Raw genomic sequence first — 17,002 nt, forward strand, 5'->3', positions numbered from 1 at the left:
CGATCACGGATTCGTGAGCGCCACAAGAGGCAATCCAGAGGGCGCGATCAGGGTTACGCAGGCCATTCCGGAACGGGGTCGATGGCCGTCGATCGCCGCGAGACGGCGATCAGTCCTCCTCGTCCTCGTAGCCGACGATGGCCAGGGCCCGGGCCTTCAGCCCGTTGAGGCCGGCCCAGCGGGCCAGGGCCTCCTCGCGCCCGTGGGTGATCCACACCTCCTGCGGGCGCAGTTCGGCGAGAGTGCCGGTCAGCTCGTCCCAGTCGGCGTGGTCGGAGAGGATCAACGGCAGCTCCACCGCCCGCTGCCGCGCCCGGGCGCGGATGCGCATCCAGCCGGAGGCGAAGGCGTTCACCGGATCGGGGAAGCGCCGCGACCAGCGGTCGGCCAGGGCCGAGGGCGGGGCGACGATGATCTGGCCCGCGAAGTCGGCCTTGCGGGTGTCCCCAGTGGCCGGCGCCAGCGGGCCGAGGTCGATGCCGAAATCCTGGTAGAGTCCGTTCAGCCGCTCCAGGGCGCCGTGCACATGGATCGGCGCCTCCCACCCCGCCTCGCGCAGCAGCCGGATCACCCGCTGCGCCTTGCCCAGCGCATAGGCCCCAACCATGTGGCAGCGCTCGGGGAACTGGGCCACCGAGTGCAGCAGGCTGGCGATCTCGCCGGCGTCGTCGGGGTGGCGGAACACCGGCAGGCCGAACGTCGCCTCGGTGACGAACACGTCGCACGGCGTGGGCTCGAACGCGGGGCAGGTGGGATCGCGCCGACGCTTGTAGTCGCCGCTCACTACCATCGTCAGGCCCTTCCAGCGCACCACCACCTGGGCCGAGCCCAGCACGTGGCCGGCGGGAACCAGGGTCACGGATACGCCGTCGCGCTCGATGGTCTCGCCATAGGCCATCGGCCGCACCTGGCCGGCATAGGCCTCGCCGTAGCGCACGGCCATGATCGCCAGGGTCTCGGCCGTCGCGGCGACATGGGCGTGGCCGGCGCGGGCGTGGTCGGCGTGTCCATGCGTGATCACGGCGCGCTCCACCGGCCGCACCGGGTCGATATAGAAGTCCCCCGGCGGGCAGTAGAGCCCGTCGGGCCGGGGGCACAGCAGGTCCTCGAAACGGATGGGCATGTTCCAACCCATATAGGCGCCGTAGCGGCGGCCTCCCTATAGTCGGCGGATGAGCGACCATCCGCAGTCCCCGTCCGGCGCCGCCACCGATCCCATGTGGGCCGGCGACCTGGCCACCCGCATGGCCCATGGCGTGCCGCAGGCGGCCGCCCTGGGCTTCGAATTCGTCTCCATGCAGGGCGGCGTCGGCGTGCTGCGGGTCCCCTGGCGCGAGGACCTGGTCGGCGATCCCGACACCCTGGTGATCGCCGGCGGGGTGGTGACCAGCCTGCTGGACCACGTCTGCGGCCTGGCGGTGCAGGCCGGTCGCGCCCAGCCGACCCCCACCGCGACCCTGGACCTGCGCATCGACTACATGCGACCGGCCAGGCCCCGGGCGGGGATCACCGCCACGGCCGAGTGCTACAAGTACGCCCACGCCATCGCCTTCGTGCGCGCCACCGCCTACGACGACGACCCGTCCGACCCGGTGGCCACGGCCCAGGCGGCGTTCGCCCTGACCCAGCCGATCGCCCCGGCGCCGTCGAAGGCCGGAGACGGCGCATGAGCGACGAGACGCCGATCACCGCCCAGGCCCGGCTGGACGCCACCCTGGCGCGGATCCCCTACGTCCGCTTCCTGGGCATGCGGGCCGAGCTGGCGGGCGACGAGATGACCGCCATCCTGCCGTTCAGCCCGCACCTGATCGGCAACACCTCGATCCCGGCCCTGCACGGCGGGGTGATCGGCGCCTTCCTGGAGATGACCGCCCTGGCGCAGCTGGCCGTGCGCGCGCCGCAGCGCCGCCAGCCGAAGACCATCGACGTGACCATCGAATACCTGCGCCCGGCGCGCGGCGGCCTGGTCACCTACGCCCGCGCCGACCTGCGCAAGGTCGGCCGGCGGATCGCCAACGTGCACGTCGAGGCCTGGCAGGAGGCCCGCGCCTCGCCGGTGGCGGCGCTGCGGGGGCATTTCATGCTGAGTTCCGAGGACTGAGGCGGCGGGCTGAGCCCCTCACCTTCCCAAGCTCAGCGCCAGGGCGCTGAGCTTGGGCCCCTTCCTCTCTCTATGGGAGAGGTGTTTATTCGCTGCGGGCCGCAAGTTTACTGCACCTCTCCCAAGGGGAAAGGGAGGGGCCCGCGTGGCTTGCGCGAGCAAGGCGCGCGGGAGGGTGAGGGGTTCCGCTCCCGCCGTCAGCCCGCCGCGTACGCGCCGCAGTCCTCGGGCGGCGGACCCTTGCGCGCCCGCTGCAGCTCCAGCTTCGCCCTGGCCAGGTCCGCCCTGAAAGCCGGCTCGGCGTGTTCGCGCGCCACCATGGCCGCGCCAAGCGTCCGGCCGGCGTCCACGTCGCTCTGGTAGTGCACGCCGCAGATCACCCGGCTCTCGGCGAAGTCGCGGGCGTTCTCCATGAGGGTCTCGGCCCGGTCGGGGGCCAGCTCGGCCAGCACCAGGGCCCAGCTCCAGCCGATCATCGAATGGCCGGAGGGATAGGAGGCGTTGCTCGCCATCCAGGCCTCGCGCTTGACGCAGATCGGCTTGTCGTTGCCGATCAGCGGTCTTGGGCGGGCATAGTGGTCCTTCGGCCGGTTGCCGACGTCGCGCACGTCGTACTGCAGCTTGAACAGCAGCCGGCGCAGCGTCGGCGTGCCCTCGCCGATCCGCCCGCCCACCGCGCAGGAGAAGCGATGCACCACGCCGGTGTTGAGGTCGGCGTCCTGGGCCGCCAGGGTCCAGCGCGGTGAGCCCTGCAGCGACCGGGTCTCGTCGAATCGCTGGCGATCGGCCTGGCCGATCAGGCTGTCGGGCGCCGGCGGCGGACCGAGCAGGGCGATGCCGTCGAGCACGTCCTTGGGCAGGTAGCCCTTGGCCGTCGCCCAGGCGTTCGTCCCCGGCTGGGCGATCGTCACCGCGGCGCCTCTGACCGCGTGCGGGGCCGCCCAGGCGCCCGCCACCGTCAGAACCGTCGCCGCCAGGGCCGTCGCCGCGACGACACCTGAACCGATCCAACGCTTGTCCATCACCGTTCCTCAGACCACAGACGAAGCCGACCCATAGCGCCGGCCGACGGATGTCGCCACCCGCCGGCCGTCGTGGCCGGTCTCGCCTGCGGCGCGGGCGCGATCAGCGCAGGACGGTCTTGCCGTTCTTGATCACCGTGGCGCCCCGCGCCTTCACCCGGGCCTCGAAGCTGACCACCTTGCCGTCGATCCACAGGTCGACGGTGATCACGTCGCCGGGGAACACCGGCGCCGAGAAGCGGGCCTCGTGGCTGAGGATCTTGTCCGGATCGAAGCCGGTGACCCCCTTGAGAACCGCGCGGCAGGTGATGCCGTAGGTGCACAGCCCGTGCAGGATCGGTCGCGGGAAGCCGGCGCGCTTGGCCACGTCCGGATCGGAGTGCAGCGGATTGCGGTCGCCATTCAGCCGGTACAGCAGCGCCTGGTCGGGACTGGTGGCGAAGTCCAGCGACTTGTCCGGCGCACGGGTCGGGACCGGGTGAGGTTCCGGCGCCCCCTCCGAGGGGCCGCCGAACCCGCCATCGCCGCGGGCGAAGGTCGAGCCCGTGAGGGTGGCGACCTTGTCGCCCGCCTCGTCGGTCCAGACCGTCTCGTTGACGATCACCGCCCCCTTGTCCTTGCCCTTGTCATAGGCGCCGACGGTGCGGCTGGTGGCGGTGAAGGTCCCGCCGGCGGCGAGCGGCTTGTGCAGCTCCACCTTCTGTTCGCCGTGCACCACCATCAGGAAGTTGATCTGGCTGGGCCGGTGGCCGGCCGGCATGTCCGGGGCGGGGCCGGCGTTGCGCCCGGCGCCGGAGGCCAGCACCGTGGCGGCGGTCGGCACCACCTTCAGGCCCTTCTCATAGACGAACGGCAGCTCGGTCTCGTTCATGGGATCGGCGCCCAGGCCGATGCCCAGGGCGTAAAGCATCACGTCCTTGTCGCCATAGGTGAAGGTCCGCGGCGCGGACTTCTGGTCGAGGATGTCGGGGTAATAGATCGGCATGAAAGGGGTCTCCTCCTGAAATGCCGCCATTGAAGCCGGGCGCCGGGGGGGCAGGCAAGGGCAAGCCTTGCCTGAGGCGGCCCGCGGCGTGGTGTTTCAGCCCCCTTGCGCCTCGATTGCCGGTCCGTCCATCATCGGCTAGAAGGCCGGCCCATCCCGGCCTTTGGCGGCGCGTCGCCGCCGGCCTCATCTTCCCTGGATCCAGAGCTTTATGGCAACGACCGCGCAGACCGACCCCGCCCAGATCACCGGTCAGGTGCTCTTCTATTCCCAGCCCGAGCCGCTGAATTCCGAGACGCACGCCAAGATCGGCCTGCGCCGCCTGGACAAGCCCTTCGCCTTCGCCTCGAAGAGCCACGTCGTGCCGCTGACCGTGACCGAGTTCCCAGTGGCGGGGCTGAGCTATCCGATCATCTTCGCTGGCGAGAAGCACCAGCCGCTGGCGGTGATGGGCATCAACCAGGAAGACAACCTGTTCATCCAGGACGACGGCGCCTTCGTGGTCGGGGCCTACATCCCGGCCTATATCCGCCGCTATCCCTTCGTGCTGGCCAATGACGCCCAGAACCAGCAGCTGGTGGTGTGCATCGACCGCGGCGCCTCGATGCTGGGCGAGCTGCCGGACCTGGCGTTCTTCGACGCCAAGGGCCAGCCGACCGAGTACACCCAGGGCTGCATCCAGTTCTGCAACGACTTCGAGGCCGAGGCGCGCCGCACCGAATCCTTCGTCGACCTGATCAAGAGCCTGGACCTGTTCGAGGTCCGCCACGCCCAGTTCACCCCGGTGAACCCGGACGGCACGCCCGGCGAGCCGCAGCAGATCGCCGAATATTTCGCGGTCTCCGAGGAAAAGCTGCGCGCCCTGCCGGCGGACAAGATCAAGGAGCTGTTCGACAACGGCGCCCTGGCCCAGATCTACGCCCACCTGACCTCGCTGATGGGCTGGGACCGGCTGATCGCCCTGGCCATCCAGCGCCAGCAGCAGAACCAGCCTGCGGCCGCGAACCTCAACTAGGGTTCGCGACACACCCGGACGGCAAGACGCCGGTCGCTTGCAGCGGCCGGCGTTTTTCTTTGTCCGGCGTGACGTTGCGCCGGCGCAACCCCCCGTTCAGCGGGCGTAGACGCTGCGGGTCAGGCAGGAGAAGACCAGCCGGCCGGCCTCGTCCAGCAGGTCGTGCTGGGCGATGACGATGCCCTTGCCCTCGCCCACCGGGTCCTTGCCCATGATGGTCATGCGGCCCCGCAGCAGCTCGCCTGCCGGCGGGTTGCGCGCCCAGCGCAGGGCGTCGACCCCCACCCGCTTGGTCTGAGGCCACTGCGAAGCGGCCTCGGCGTCGAGGCGGGTCCAGAGGGCGAACACCATGTGGTCGGGGGCGCCGCGATCGGCGGTCCAGCCGGGGGCGAAGGCGGCGATGAAGGCGTCCAGCGCCTCGGCGTCCACCACCACCGCCCCCAGGGAGGCCACCTGGCCGATCTCGATGTCGTCGAAAGAAGCGGGCATGGGTGAGGACGTCTCCTGGCTCAGGGCTCTTGCGACACGCGGATCATCAGCTTGCCGTCGTGGTCGCCGCTGAACAGCCGCTTGACCGCCTCGGCGGCGTTCTCCAGCCCGTCCACCGGATGGTCCTTCCACTTCAGCTTGCCCTGCGCCACCCAGCCGCCCAGGGCGGCGAAACCTTCGGCGGCGCGCGGCAGGTAGTCGATGATGATGAAGCCTTTGATCAGGATGCGCTTCATCAGCACCCGCCCGAAGTCGGCCGGGCCCGGGGTCAGGCCATCGAGGTTGTAGCCGCTGATCAGGCCGCACAGCGGCATGCGGCTGAAGTTATTCATCCGCGCCACCACAGCGTCCATGATCTGGCCGCCGACGTTCTCGAAGTTCACGTCGATGCCGTTCGGGCAGAGGCGATCGAGCGCCTGGCCCACATCCTCCCGGCGGTAGTTGATCACCCCGTCGAAGCCGAGCTCGTTGGCCAGCCAGCCACACTTGGCGTCATTGCCGGCGATGCCGATCACCCGGGCGCCCTGCAGCTTGGCCACTTGGCCGGCGATCGAGCCCACGGCGCCGGCGGCGGCCGACACCACCACGGTCTCGCCCGGCTTGGGCGCGCCGATGTCGGTCATGCCGAAATAGGCGGTCAGCCCGGTCATGCCGAGCACGCTCATATAGGCCGTCAGCGGCACGCCCGGCATGCGCGGCACGGGATTGACCATGGCTTCGTGGGCGATGGCGTAGTCCTGCCAGCCGCCGAGGCCGGCGTTGACCAGGTCGCCGACCTTCAGCCGCTCGGAGCGGCTCTGTTCGACCACGCCGATGCCGCCGCCGCGCATCACGTCGCCCACCTCCACCGGCGGCAGGTACTGGTCGATGTCGCTCATCCAGATGCGGTTGGTGGGATCCAGCGACAGATAGATCATGCGGATCAGCACCTCGCCGTCGGCGAGGGCGCGCAGCGGGGTCTCGATGAACTCCAGGTCGCCGGGCTCGATCTCGCCCACCGGGCGGCGACGCAGCACCCATTGGCGGTTGACGGTCGGCATCGGCCCCTCCCCGGTTTTTTCGATGCGGCATGATCAGCACGCGCCGGCGCGGCTTGTCGAGGGTGGCGTGAGGTCAGGCCGGGCCATCCGCGGGCGCCCGCCACGCAATGATCGGCGTAAGATTCTTTTTGTCGATCCGGGCCCGGACGCCGCCCCGGGTCGCAATCTGGGCCACAATCGCAACAGATTCAGTGTTTGTTCCCGGCGAGCGGCCACGGTTAAGGCCGGCTTATGGCCACGCTACGCCCACAATCGGCCGCCTTCGGTGCTTACGCCTCCGCTCGTTGGGGAGGTCAAAACAACTGAGGGCTTAGGGCCGCAGACTGAGGGAGCCTTGCACAATGCAAGCCGTATCGAGGGTACTGATGGCGGGTATCGCCGCCGTGACGATGACCAGCCTGGGGGCATGCGCCACCAAGGGCTTTGTGCGCGAACAGGTGGGCGTGGTCTCCACCCGCGTCGACCAGCACGACGCCAAGCTGGCCGACGATGACAACCACCTGCAACAGCTCGACCAGACCACCCGCGACGCGCTGCAACGCGCCGAGGCGGCCGGCAAGCTGGCCGAAGGCAAGTTCGACTATTCCATGGTGCTGTCCGACGACAGCATGAAGTTCCCGGTGTCCAAGGCGGCGCTCTCCACCGAGGCGCAACAGCGGCTCGACGCCTTCGTCGACAAGCTCAAGACCGACAACCGCAACGTCTACGTCGAGATCCAGGGCCACACCGACGCCACCGGGTCGAAGGAAGGCAACTATCGGCTGGGCGAAGAGCGGGCCGAGGCCGTGCGCCGCTATCTGAACGAGCACGGCGTGGCGCTGAACCGGATCAGCACCATCTCCTACGGGCAGGATGCGCCGATCGCGCCCAACAACACCCGCGCCGGCCGCCAGGCCAACCGCCGGGTGATGCTGATCGTAATGTCCTGATCCTCGCGACGGCTCCCGGGCTCGCCCGGATCCCGCGGGATCCGGGCGGCCTGGGCCTGTCATGAGCCCGCAGCCCCCCCGGCGACACCGCCGACGCCGTCTTGCCGCCTGGGGCTTCAGCCTGGGCGCCCACTTGGCGGTGCTTGCGGCGATCGTGCTGGCGCCCGCCCCGCCGGGGCCGCAGCCCGAGGCGCCGCCGATCAATGTGGCGATGCTTCAGCTGCCATTGGCGGTGAAGGCGCCCGCGCCCGTTCCCCCCGCCCCTGCGCCGCCGGTCCCGCAGCCGCCCGCGCCGGCCAAGGCGGCCGCCCCCCCGACGCCGAAGAAGGCCGCCGCGCCGGCCCGGCATGCCGCCGCCGCGCCGCTGAAGGCGCGCAGCGTGGTCGCCCGCGCCGACGCCCAGACCCTGGACGCCGGTGACGGCGACGGCCAGGCCCCCGATGTCCAGCCCAGCGCCGCCGAGATGGCGGGCGCCCGCCATGCCGGTGGCGGGGGCGGCGGGGGCGGCGCCTGCGACATGGCCGCCCGGCTCCAGGCGGCGCTGCGCCGCGACGCCCGCGTGCAGGGCGCCGTGGCCGACGCCGACCGGCAGGTGGGCGCCGCCGGCACGGTGATCTTCCTGTGGAACGGCGACTGGATCCGCCGCGGCAGCCAGGACGGCGCCGGCCTCGCCGCCGTGCGCGAGGCGATCCTCTGGGAAGTCGGCTTCGCCCCCGCCGCCTGCCGCACCGAGGCGGTGCACGGCCTGGTGCTGCTGACCCTCAACGACAGCCCCGGGGCCCCGCGCCTGGCGCTGGGCTCGGGCAACTGGCGCTGGTCGGACCTGCTGCGCGCGCGGGGCGGCTGAGCCTGCAGCCGCGCCTCCCTTGCTCCACACGAACCGCTTAGGTCCTGTATCGAAACGCCCGTTTCGGCCGTATAGACAGCATGGTGAACCTGATCCTTCGCACCGTCCTCGTCCTGGCGAGCCTGTTCGCCTTCGCCGCTCCCGCCGCCGCCGCACCGGTGCAGGCGCAGCACCTGACCGCCGACCTGGTGGCGCAGACCACCTCGGCCACGCCGGGCGGCACGCTGTGGGTCGCCGTGACCCAGAAGATCGACAAGGGCTGGCACACCTACTGGCGCAATCCCGGCGACGCCGGCGAGGCCACGAAGATCACCTGGACCCTGCCGCCCGGCGCCAGCGCCGGCGACATCGTCTGGGCGGCGCCGAAGCGGCTGCCGGTGGGGCCGATCATGAACTACGGCTACGAGGGGGACGTGGTCCTGCCCGTGCCGATCAAGGTGCCCGCCGACGCCAGGCCCGGCCAGACCCTGTCGCTGAAGGCCGCCGTCGCCTTCCTGGTCTGCGCCGACGTCTGCGTCCCGGCCGACGCCAACCTCAGCCTCGACGTGCCGATCGCCTCGGCGTCCGGCGGCCGCGACCCGACCGGCGGGGTCCTGATCGATGCCGCCCTGGCCGCCGCGCCCAAGCCGCAGGGGCTGACCGCCAGCTTCCAGGCCTCCCCGACCCAGGTGCGGCTGGCCATTGCCGGGGCCGCGCTGAAGGGGGCCGCGGACCGCGACGCCTACTTCTATCCCTACGACGACAAGCTGATCGACCACGCCAGGCCGCAGGCCGTGGACCGCGGCCCCGAGGGGCTGACCCTGGCGCTGGCTCCCGGCTACGCCTTCACCCAGGGCAAGGCCCCCGGCCAGGCGGTGGGAGTGCTGGCGGCGGACGGCAAGGCCTATGAAATCACCGCGACGCCGGGACCGCCGCCTGCCGGAACTTCGGGCCTCGGACCGCCGCAGGGCGCTGCCGCCGGCCCCGCCGCCAGCGGGCCGATGGCGCTGCCGCTGTACATGGCCTTCGCCTTCCTGGGCGGCCTGATCCTGAACCTGATGCCGTGCGTGTTCCCGGTGCTGTCGCTGAAGGCCGCCTCCCTGGCCGGCCACGGCGGCGAGCCGACCGCGGCGCGCGAGCACGGCCTGGCCTTCCTGGGCGGGGTGATGGCCACCTTCCTGGGCCTGGCCGGGCTGCTGCTCGCCCTGCGCGCCGGCGGGGCCAGCGCCGGGTGGGGGTTCCAGCTGCAGTCGCCGGCCGTGGTGGCGGGCCTGTGCCTGGTGATGCTGGCGGCGGCCCTGAACATGTCGGGCCTCTACGAGATCGGGACCTCGGTGCAGGGCCTGGGCCAGGGCCTCGCCGGGCGCGGCGGTCTGATCGGCGCAGCGTTCACCGGGGTGCTGGCGGTGGTGGTGGCCGCGCCGTGCACGGCGCCGTTCATGGCCGGCGCCCTGGGCTACGCCCTGACCCAGCCCGCGGCGGTGGGGCTAGCGGTGTTTGCAGCGCTGGGCCTCGGCTTCGCCGCCCCGTTCACCTTGCTGGCCTTCTCGCCGAGGCTGATCCGCCGCCTGCCCCGGCCGGGCCCGTGGATGGAGGCGCTGAAGAAGACCCTGGCCTTCCCGATGTACGCCGCCGCGGCCTGGCTGGCCTGGGTGCTGGCCAGCCTCGCCGGCAGCGACGGGCTGAAGCTGATCTTCGCCGCCGCCGTGGTGCTGGCCTTCGGCGCCTGGGTGTACGGCGCGGCCCAGCGACGGCGGATGGCGGGCGGCCGGGCGACAGGACTCTACGCCCTGGCCGGGCTGGCGGCGGCGCTGAGCGTCGGCGCCGTGGCCGTCGAGGCCGAGCCGAAGGCCGCCCCGCCCGAGCCGTGGTCGCCGGAGCGGGTGGCCGAGCTGCAGGCCCAGGGCAAGCCGGTGTTCGTCAACTTCACCGCCGCCTGGTGCGTGACCTGCCAGGTCAACGAGCAGGTGGCCTTCTCCAGCGGCGACGTGGCGCGGGCGTTCAAGCGCTCGGGCGCGGTCTATCTGGTGGCGGACTGGACCAGGCCGGACGCCCGGATCGCCAAGGCGCTGGCCGAGCATGGCCGGGCGGGCGTGCCGCTTTACCTGGTCTATGGCGCGGGCGGCGGCGAGCCCAGGGTGCTGCCGCAATTGCTGACCCCGGCCCTGGTCGCGGGAGCGCTGGATTCAGCCGCTAAGCCGCCGGCTGTGGCGGCGCGGTGATCACCTCGACGTTGTCGCGCAGCAGATAGCTCATCTCCTTCAGCGCGTCGGCGCGGGCCTTGGGCGTGGCCGCGGCCTCGAGGTCGCGCAGGCGCACCGGCAGGTCCTGCGAGATGCCCTTGAGGATGCACTTCAGGTCGTCCTTGAGCCCGCGCTGGGTCAGGGTGACGTGGCCCTGCATGTCCAGGTCGGACAGCTGGGCCACACGCGCCTTGAAGGTGGCGTAGTCGGGCAGGCCGGAGACGTCGCCGGAGAGGTCGACCTTCATGTAGCCCTCGGTCTGCGCCTTCAGCGCGCGGGCGCGGCCGACGATGTCGGCGAACAGCGGCTCGGTCGCGACCGAGGGCGGTGGCGCCTCGGCGGCGATGAGGGTAAGGCCGGGCGTCGCCGGATGCATCGGCGCGGTGGAGGCCAGCCAGAGCATGGCGGCGGCGGAAACGGCGTCACAGGACATCTGAAAATCCCCTTCGGGCGGACGCCTCGGAACGGATTGGGGGGGCGGGGCGTCTGGGAAGCCAGGGTAGGGCGAACAGGGTAAACGAGCGCCTACCGAAGTCAGAGGATCAGTCATGGACCGCAATGCCGCCTGGGCCGCTTTCGAGGCCGCCGTTCACGGCGCCGCGCCGATCGCCGAACTGTTCCGGATCGAGCCCGGGCGCCTGCGGACGCTGACGGTCGAGGCCGCCGGGCTGCGGCTGGATCTTTCCAAGCAGCCGCTCAGCGCCGCGGCGCTCGACGCGGCCCTGGCGCTGGCGCAAGTGGCGGGCCTGGAGGGCGCGCGCAGCCGCCTGTTCGCCGGCGAGATCGTCAACGCCTCGGAGGGGCGCCCCGCCCTGCACATGGCGCTGCGGGCGGAAGAGGGCGCCGACTACCGCGCGATGGGCGAACCGGTATCGCCGGAGGTGGACGCCGCGCGGGCGAAGATGGCGGCCTTCGCCGACGGGGTGCGCTCCGGCGCGATCCGCGGGGCCACCGGCAAGCCGTTCACCGCCATCTTGCACATCGGCATCGGCGGCTCGGACCTGGGGCCGCGGCTGGTGTGGGAGGCCCTGCGCCCGCTGGACGCGCCGATCACCCTGCGCTTCGCCGCCAATGTCGACGGCGCCGAGATCGCCGCGGCGACCGCGGGGCTCGACCCGGCCCAGACCCTGGTGATCGCCGTCTCCAAGACCTTCACCACCCTGGAGACCCTGGCCAACGCCGAGGCCGCGCGCGACTGGCTGGAGGCGGCCCTGGGCAAGGACGGCGCGACGCAGCACTTCGCCGCCGTCAGCGCCAACGTGAAGGGCGCCGCGGCGTTCGGCGTGCCGCAGGACCGGGTATTCCCCTTCTGGGACTGGGTCGGCGGGCGCTATTCGGTGTGGTCGGCCGTGGGCCTGTCCTGCGCCGTCGGCCTGGGCTGGGACGTGTTCGCCCGCTTCCTGGCGGGCGCGCGGCGGATGGACGAGCATTTCCGGCACACGGCCCTGCCGCACAACGCCCCGGTGCTGCTGGCGCTGGCCCACCTGGCCAACCGCAACGGCCTGGACCGGCGCATGCGCGCCGTCGTGCCCTACGCCCGGCGACTGGCCCTGCTGCCGGCCTTCCTGCAGCAGCTGGAGATGGAATCGAACGGCAAGCGGGTGAGCGCCGCCGGCGCCCCGCTGAGCCGCGGCACGGCCGCCGCGGTGTTCGGCGACGCGGGCACCAACGGCCAGCACGCCTTCTTCCAGCTGCTCCACCAGGGGACCGACGTGATCCCGGTGGACATCATCGCCGCGGCGAGCAGCGACGAAGGCCCGCCCGGCGCGCACGCCAAGCTGCTGGCCAACGCCATCGCCCAGGGCGAGGCGCTGCTGGCCGGCCGCAGCGAGGCGGCGGTGCGCGAGGAGCTGAGGGCCAAGGGCGCGGCGCCGGACGAGATCGACCGGCTGGCGCCGCAACGCACCTTCCCCGGCGAGCGGCCGACCAGCTTCATCCTGCTGCCGGACCTGTCGCCCGAGAGCCTGGGCGCGCTGATCGCCCTCTATGAGCACAAGACCTTCGTCGAGGGCACGCTGTGGGGGATCAACAGCTTCGACCAGTGGGGCGTGGAACTGGGCAAGACCCTGGCCACCCGGGTGCTGGACGAACTGCAGGGCGGCCCGGGCGGGAGCCACGACCCCTCCACGGCGGCGCTGATCGCGCGGCTGAAGGGCTAGCCGCCCGCCGTTTGCTTCTTCCCCTCGTCACCCCGGCCGGAGCGCAGCGGAGAGCCGGGGCCAGCCGCGCCGTTCTCTAGAAGACGGCGGTTGGCCGCCGCGATGCGCTGGAGTTCGTCTCGGTGGCGGAACCGCCGGCCCCGGCTCTGCGCTTCGCTCCGGCCGGGGTGACGAGAGGGAGAGGCGTCAAAGGCGGAGGCGTCAGGAGGGCGTTCCCGCAACGAGTTCGTCCGTCCCACCGCCGCCCTCACCGCCCCCCGAAGGCCGCGGCGACGCCGTCGCGCAGCTTGCCGGCCACACGGTCCATCACCTCGGCGGCGTCGAACACGTGGTCGTGGCCGCCGATGCGGCCCGGACGCCAGTAGCCTTCGGCGCTGATCCGTTCACGCGGGAAGCCCCGGGCGATCAGGCCCTGGCGCACCGCGCGGACCATGGCGGTCTCGCCGATCACCGCGGCCTGGCCCACGCCGGGCGGGATGGCGTAGAGCGCCATGCGGTCGATCAGGGCGCGGCTGGCGGCGTGCGCCGGTCCCTGGCGGTAGAACCATTCGATGTCGACGTCGGCCACAGTCGAGGGGGTCTGGCGTTCGTCGGCGTCGCGGACCTCGATGATCGCCTGGGCGCGGACGCCCGGCCGCAGGCTTTCGATCATGGCCATGATCGCCGGCATGGCCGTCTCGTCGCCGACGAACAGATGCCAGTCGGCCTCGGCGTCGACCACGGTGCGGCCCCGGGGACCGTTGGCCATCAGGGTGTCGCCCATCTTCGCCTGCCGGGCCCAGCGGGTGGCCGGGCTGTCGCCGTGAAGGGCGAAGTCGATGTCCAGCCGGCGCTCGGCGCGGTCGAAGGCCCGGACCGTATAGTGCCGCCGCGCCTCGCCCTGCGGCGTGGGGATGTTCAGCACAACATCCTGGCCGGGCCGCCAGGGGAAGGCCTCCAGGCTCTCGCCGACGAACCGGACCCGGCGCATGCGCGGGGTGACGTCCAGGGCGTCGACGACGGTGAGCGGCCAGACGGCCAGGGACGGGCGGCGGCGGGGCTGTTCCAAATCCGGCATTTGAGAGTGCTCCAAGACGATCTTCGATATATCTGTTATTTTGATATATCGAAAAGATATCGGCACGCAAGCGCATTTCTGCGATCTGTTCTCAAGTGGACCGGCGTAGCGCGGGTGCGCGGGATTGCCCCGCCCCGGAGCCTGCGCTAGAGACGCCGCCATGACCGGCCTTGGCCACCATCATCACGGCTCTCATCCCACCCGCCACCGCGGGCCGGGCCGGATGCGCTTGGCTTAAGAGACAAGCCCGCTCCCCGCGCCCCGCCAACCGGATGGGGCGCGCCAGACGCTCCATCCGTCGACCACCGCAAGAGGATTCGACGATGGACCCCTGCTTTCCTTGCTCCCGCCCCTGCGAACGGGTAAGCGCGCGGCCATGACCAGCGAGGCCCCTTTCCGACCCAAGGCCCGCGCGCCGCGCGGCTTCCAGGACCGCCGGGCGGCCGCCCTCGGCGCCGAGCGCCGCATCCTGGAGGCGGTGTCGAGAGTCTACGAGGCCTATGGCTTCGAGGCTCTTGAGACCGGCGCGTTCGAGTACGCCGACGCCCTGGGCAAGTTCCTGCCCGACTCCGACCGCCCGAACGAAGGCGTGTTCGCCCTGCAGGACGACGACGAGCAGTGGATGGCGCTGCGCTACGACCTGACCGCGCCCCTGGCGCGGTTCGTGGCGGAGCACTGGGACGGCCTGCCCAAGCCGTTCCGCCGCTATGCGTTCGGCACAGTGTGGCGCAACGAGAAGCCCGGACCGGGCCGCTTCCGCGAGTTCGTGCAGTGCGACGCCGACACGGTGGGCTCGGCCCGCCCGGAAGCGGACGCCGAGATCATCGCCATGGCCGTCGAGGGCTATGCCGCCGCGGGCCTGCCGACCGACGGCTATGTGCTGAAGATCAACAACCGCAAGCTCCTGAACGGCCTCCTGAGCGCGGCGGGGGTCGAGGACGCCGGGCAGAAGCTGGTGGTGCTGCGGGCGGTCGACAAGCTGGACCGGCTGGGCGCCGAGGGGGTCAAGGCCCTGCTGGGCGCCGGCCGCAAGGACGAGAGCGGCGCCTTCACCAAGGGCGCGGGGCTGGGCTCGGCGGCAATCGACAGCGTGCTGGCCTTCGTCGAGGCGGGCCGTGACAGTCGCACCGCCACCCTGGACCGGCTGGCGCAGGTGATCGGCGGATCGGCGGAAGGCGACGAGGGCCTGGCCGAGTTGGCGAGGATCGGCGCGGCGCTGAACGGCCTCGGGGTCGGCGAGGATCGCGCGATCTTCGATCCGTCCGTGGTCCGCGGCCTGGAGTACTACACCGGCGCGGTTTTCGAGGCCGAACTGCTGGCCGAGGTGACCGACGAGAGCGGGGCGGTGATGCGCTTCGGCTCGATCGGCGGGGGCGGCCGCTACGACGACCTGGTGGCAAGGTTTACCGGTGAACGAACCCCGGCGACGGGCTTCTCGTTCGGCGTCTCGCGGCTGGCCGCGGCCCTCGCGGCCAGCGGCCGCGCTACGGCGGCGCAGGCGCGCGGCCCGGTGGTGGTGATCGCCTTCGACGCCGAGCACATGGCCAGCTATTTCGCGGCGGCGGCCGACCTGCGCGCGGCGGGCGTGGCGGCCGAGGTCTACCTGGGTTCGTCCGGCATGAAGGCGCAGATGAAGTACGCCGACCGGCGGTTGGCCCCGGCGGCGGTGATCCTGGGCGGCGACGAGATCGCCGCCGGGACCGTGACCATCAAGGATCTGGACCTGGGCCGCGCCCTGTCGGCCGGGGTCGCCGACAACGAGGCCTGGCGCAAGGAACGGCCAGGACAGGTCAACGTCCCCCGCGCTGAGCTGGTCGCCACGGTCCGCGCCATCGTGGAGGCCGCCGGCCGATGAGGATGGAGATCCCCGCGCCGGACAAGGTGCTGGCCCAGATCCGCGCCCCGTTCGACGAGGCCGGCGCCACGGTTCTGGACGCGCCGATCCTGCAGCCCCTGGGCGTGCTGCTGGACCTGGCCGGCGAGGAGCTGCGCGAGCGGCTGTTCGTGGTGCAGGGCGACGGCGCGGCGGAGGAGGCGCTGCGCCCCGACTTCACCATCCCCGCGGTGCGGGCGTTCATCGACGGCGGCAAGACCATCGGCCGCTATTTCTACGAAGGTCACGCCTATCGCGTGGCGCCGCGCGGGTCCGACCGCGCCGAGCAGTTCCTGCAGATCGGCCTGGAGGTGTTCGAGGCCGGCGACGTCACCGGCGCAGACGCCGAGATCGCCGCCATGGGCTGGCGCGCCGCCGCCGCCGGCGGGCGCAAGGACCTGACGCTGCTGCTGGGCGACGTCGGCCTGTTCGGCGCCTTCATCGATTCCCTGGAGCTGGCGGCGCCCCTGGCGCAGCGGCTGAAGCGCGCCTTCGGCAGTCCGCGCCGGCTGCGCGCCGAGCTGGACGGCAGCGCCGAGACGGAACGGGCCAGCGGCCGCGGCGGCGAACGGCTGGCGGCGCTGCTGACCAACCTGCCGGAGCACGAGGCCACCGCCGTGCTGGAAGAGGTCTGGGCCCTGGCCGGCATCGAGCCGGTGGGCGGCCGTTCCGCCGGCGAGATCGTGCACCGGCTGGCCGAGCGGGCCGCCCTGTCGCGGGCGACGCGCCTGCGCGAGGACCAGGCGCAGCTGATCCGCCGCTTCCTGGCCATCTCCGACTCGCCGCGCGAAGCCTTTGCCGCCATCGCCCTGCTGGGCGGATCGGGCCGGCGCGAGCTGGAGGCGGCCCTGGCCGGCTGGAACCGGCGGCTTGACGCCCTGCGAGCCGAGGGCGTGCCGGCCGAGGCGATGCGGTTCAGCGCCGCCTTCGGCCGCAACTTCGGCTACTACGACGGCATGCTGTTCGAGGTGCGCAGCGCCGCCCTGCCCGACGACCAGCCCGTGGCCGCCGGCGGCCGCTACGACGGCCTGCCCGCCCGCCTGGGCGCCAAGGTCGCGACCGGGGCGGTGGGCTGCATGGTCCGGCCAGGCCGGGCCTGGGTTGGGGGACGGCCATGAGCAAGGCGACTCTCTTCCCCCTCAGGGGGAAGTCCCGGCAAAGCCGGGGATGGGGGCTTCAGCCGGGCGCGATGGATCGGTTCTCCGCTGGAGCCCCCTCCACCGCTTCGCGGTCCCCCTCCCCCATCGGGGGAGGAGAACAAGG

16 protein-coding genes are annotated in these 17,002 nt (G+C 72.1%); 9 read left to right on the top strand and 7 right to left on the bottom strand.

Features of this window, described 5'->3' with window-relative positions; all coding sequences use genetic code 11:
• Positions 1–109: 109 nt before the first annotated feature.
• The gene (locus ACO2Q3_RS19410; RefSeq protein WP_423309580.1) at positions 110–1,123 is read right to left on the bottom strand and encodes a ligase-associated DNA damage response exonuclease; all 1,014 of its coding nucleotides are present in this window, start codon (positions 1,121–1,123) and stop codon (positions 110–112) included.
• Positions 1,124–1,172: 49 nt separating this feature from the next.
• Here ACO2Q3_RS19410 and ACO2Q3_RS19415 point away from each other — a divergent pair, with 49 nt between their 5' ends.
• Positions 1,173–1,670, top strand: a complete 498-nt coding sequence (locus ACO2Q3_RS19415; protein ID WP_423309582.1) for a PaaI family thioesterase — start codon at positions 1,173–1,175, stop codon at positions 1,668–1,670.
• Positions 1,667–2,101: a PaaI family thioesterase gene (locus tag ACO2Q3_RS19420; protein ID WP_423309584.1), complete on the top strand. Its 435-nt coding sequence runs from the start codon at positions 1,667–1,669 to the stop codon at positions 2,099–2,101. Before ACO2Q3_RS19415 ends, ACO2Q3_RS19420 begins: the two co-directional genes overlap by 4 nt.
• A 197-nt stretch (positions 2,102–2,298) precedes the next feature.
• Here the strand turns inward: ACO2Q3_RS19420 and ACO2Q3_RS19425 are convergent, their stop codons facing one another.
• Positions 2,299–3,123, bottom strand: coding sequence for an acid phosphatase (locus tag ACO2Q3_RS19425; RefSeq protein WP_423309586.1), 825 nt, complete (start codon positions 3,121–3,123; stop codon positions 2,299–2,301).
• Positions 3,124–3,226: 103 nt separating this feature from the next.
• Positions 3,227–4,108, bottom strand: a complete 882-nt coding sequence (locus ACO2Q3_RS19430; RefSeq protein WP_423309588.1) for a MaoC/PaaZ C-terminal domain-containing protein — start codon at positions 4,106–4,108, stop codon at positions 3,227–3,229.
• A gap of 211 nt (positions 4,109–4,319) precedes the next feature.
• On the opposite strand from ACO2Q3_RS19430, the gene ACO2Q3_RS19435 reads away from it, so the two are divergent.
• Positions 4,320–5,123: a SapC family protein gene (locus tag ACO2Q3_RS19435; protein ID WP_423309591.1), complete on the top strand. Its 804-nt coding sequence runs from the start codon at positions 4,320–4,322 to the stop codon at positions 5,121–5,123.
• 96 nt (positions 5,124–5,219) lie between these two features.
• Here ACO2Q3_RS19435 and ACO2Q3_RS19440 read toward each other — a convergent pair whose 3' ends face one another.
• Together ACO2Q3_RS19440 and ACO2Q3_RS19445 are read right to left on the bottom strand one after the other, a co-directional pair.
• A complete protein-coding gene (locus tag ACO2Q3_RS19440) occupies positions 5,220–5,612 on the bottom strand; it encodes an acyl dehydratase (RefSeq protein WP_423309593.1) in 393 nt (130 codons plus the stop codon).
• Between the two features lie 20 nt (positions 5,613–5,632).
• Entirely contained in the window at positions 5,633–6,652 is a 1,020-nt protein-coding gene (locus tag ACO2Q3_RS19445) for an NADP-dependent oxidoreductase (RefSeq protein ID WP_423309595.1), read from the bottom strand.
• Between the two features lie 365 nt (positions 6,653–7,017).
• On the opposite strand from ACO2Q3_RS19445, the gene ACO2Q3_RS19450 reads away from it, so the two are divergent.
• The 3 genes from ACO2Q3_RS19450 (at position 7,018) to ACO2Q3_RS19460 (ending at position 10,629) form a co-directional block, all read left to right on the top strand.
• Positions 7,018–7,581: an OmpA family protein gene (locus ACO2Q3_RS19450; protein WP_423309597.1), complete on the top strand. Its 564-nt coding sequence runs from the start codon at positions 7,018–7,020 to the stop codon at positions 7,579–7,581.
• Between the two features lie 61 nt (positions 7,582–7,642).
• The gene (locus tag ACO2Q3_RS19455; RefSeq protein WP_423309599.1) at positions 7,643–8,428 is read left to right on the top strand and encodes a hypothetical protein; all 786 of its coding nucleotides are present in this window, start codon (positions 7,643–7,645) and stop codon (positions 8,426–8,428) included.
• 83 nt (positions 8,429–8,511) lie between these two features.
• Positions 8,512–10,629 (top strand): protein-disulfide reductase DsbD family protein, encoded by a 2,118-nt coding sequence (locus tag ACO2Q3_RS19460; RefSeq protein ID WP_423309601.1) that lies wholly within the window; start codon positions 8,512–8,514, stop codon positions 10,627–10,629.
• Here ACO2Q3_RS19460 and ACO2Q3_RS19465 read toward each other — a convergent pair.
• Positions 10,601–11,083 (bottom strand): hypothetical protein, encoded by a 483-nt coding sequence (locus tag ACO2Q3_RS19465; RefSeq protein WP_423309603.1) that lies wholly within the window; start codon positions 11,081–11,083, stop codon positions 10,601–10,603. The genes ACO2Q3_RS19460 and ACO2Q3_RS19465 overlap by 29 nt on opposite strands.
• Positions 11,084–11,198: 115 nt before the next feature.
• Here ACO2Q3_RS19465 and pgi point away from each other — a divergent pair, with 115 nt between their 5' ends.
• A complete protein-coding gene (pgi, locus tag ACO2Q3_RS19470) occupies positions 11,199–12,809 on the top strand; it encodes a glucose-6-phosphate isomerase (RefSeq protein ID WP_423309605.1) in 1,611 nt (536 codons plus the stop codon).
• A 247-nt stretch (positions 12,810–13,056) separates the two neighbouring features.
• On the opposite strand, the gene ACO2Q3_RS19475 is transcribed toward pgi, so the two are convergent.
• A complete protein-coding gene (locus tag ACO2Q3_RS19475; RefSeq protein ID WP_423309607.1) occupies positions 13,057–13,866 on the bottom strand; it encodes a siderophore-interacting protein in 810 nt (269 codons plus the stop codon).
• Between the two features lie 376 nt (positions 13,867–14,242).
• Here ACO2Q3_RS19475 and hisS point away from each other — a divergent pair, with 376 nt between their 5' ends.
• Positions 14,243–15,721: a histidine--tRNA ligase gene (gene hisS, locus ACO2Q3_RS19480; RefSeq protein WP_423309609.1), complete on the top strand. Its 1,479-nt coding sequence runs from the start codon at positions 14,243–14,245 to the stop codon at positions 15,719–15,721.
• Complete coding sequence (locus ACO2Q3_RS19485; RefSeq protein ID WP_423309611.1) at positions 15,718–16,857, top strand: ATP phosphoribosyltransferase regulatory subunit; 1,140 nt, start codon at positions 15,718–15,720, stop codon at positions 16,855–16,857. The genes hisS and ACO2Q3_RS19485 overlap by 4 nt, the downstream gene beginning before the upstream one ends.
• The last annotated feature ends 145 nt before the right edge of the window (positions 16,858–17,002 follow it).

Source organism: Caulobacter sp. KR2-114, assembly GCF_049446115.1.
Lineage (GTDB): Bacteria > Pseudomonadota > Alphaproteobacteria > Caulobacterales > Caulobacteraceae > Acaudatibacter.

Bases quoted from the DNA above. Each gene is read 5' to 3' on its own strand.
- ACO2Q3_RS19485 (WP_423309611.1), top strand. From the start codon at position 15,718: ATGAGGATGGAGATCCCCGCGCCGGACAAGGTGCTGGCCCAGATCCGC.
- ACO2Q3_RS19435 (WP_423309591.1), top strand. From the start codon at position 4,320: ATGGCAACGACCGCGCAGACCGACCCCGCCCAGATCACCGGTCAGGTG.
- ACO2Q3_RS19445 (WP_423309595.1), bottom strand. From the start codon at position 6,652: ATGCCGACCGTCAACCGCCAATGGGTGCTGCGTCGCCGCCCGGTGGGC.
- ACO2Q3_RS19410 (WP_423309580.1), bottom strand. From the start codon at position 1,123: ATGCCCATCCGTTTCGAGGACCTGCTGTGCCCCCGGCCCGACGGGCTC.
- pgi (WP_423309605.1), top strand. From the start codon at position 11,199: ATGGACCGCAATGCCGCCTGGGCCGCTTTCGAGGCCGCCGTTCACGGC.
- hisS (WP_423309609.1), top strand. From the start codon at position 14,243: ATGACCAGCGAGGCCCCTTTCCGACCCAAGGCCCGCGCGCCGCGCGGC.
- ACO2Q3_RS19415 (WP_423309582.1), top strand. From the start codon at position 1,173: ATGAGCGACCATCCGCAGTCCCCGTCCGGCGCCGCCACCGATCCCATG.
- ACO2Q3_RS19455 (WP_423309599.1), top strand. From the start codon at position 7,643: ATGAGCCCGCAGCCCCCCCGGCGACACCGCCGACGCCGTCTTGCCGCC.
- ACO2Q3_RS19430 (WP_423309588.1), bottom strand. From the start codon at position 4,108: ATGCCGATCTATTACCCCGACATCCTCGACCAGAAGTCCGCGCCGCGG.
- ACO2Q3_RS19450 (WP_423309597.1), top strand. From the start codon at position 7,018: ATGGCGGGTATCGCCGCCGTGACGATGACCAGCCTGGGGGCATGCGCC.
- ACO2Q3_RS19440 (WP_423309593.1), bottom strand. From the start codon at position 5,612: ATGCCCGCTTCTTTCGACGACATCGAGATCGGCCAGGTGGCCTCCCTG.
- ACO2Q3_RS19420 (WP_423309584.1), top strand. From the start codon at position 1,667: ATGAGCGACGAGACGCCGATCACCGCCCAGGCCCGGCTGGACGCCACC.
- ACO2Q3_RS19475 (WP_423309607.1), bottom strand. From the start codon at position 13,866: ATGCCGGATTTGGAACAGCCCCGCCGCCGCCCGTCCCTGGCCGTCTGG.
- ACO2Q3_RS19465 (WP_423309603.1), bottom strand. From the start codon at position 11,083: ATGTCCTGTGACGCCGTTTCCGCCGCCGCCATGCTCTGGCTGGCCTCC.
- ACO2Q3_RS19425 (WP_423309586.1), bottom strand. From the start codon at position 3,123: ATGGACAAGCGTTGGATCGGTTCAGGTGTCGTCGCGGCGACGGCCCTG.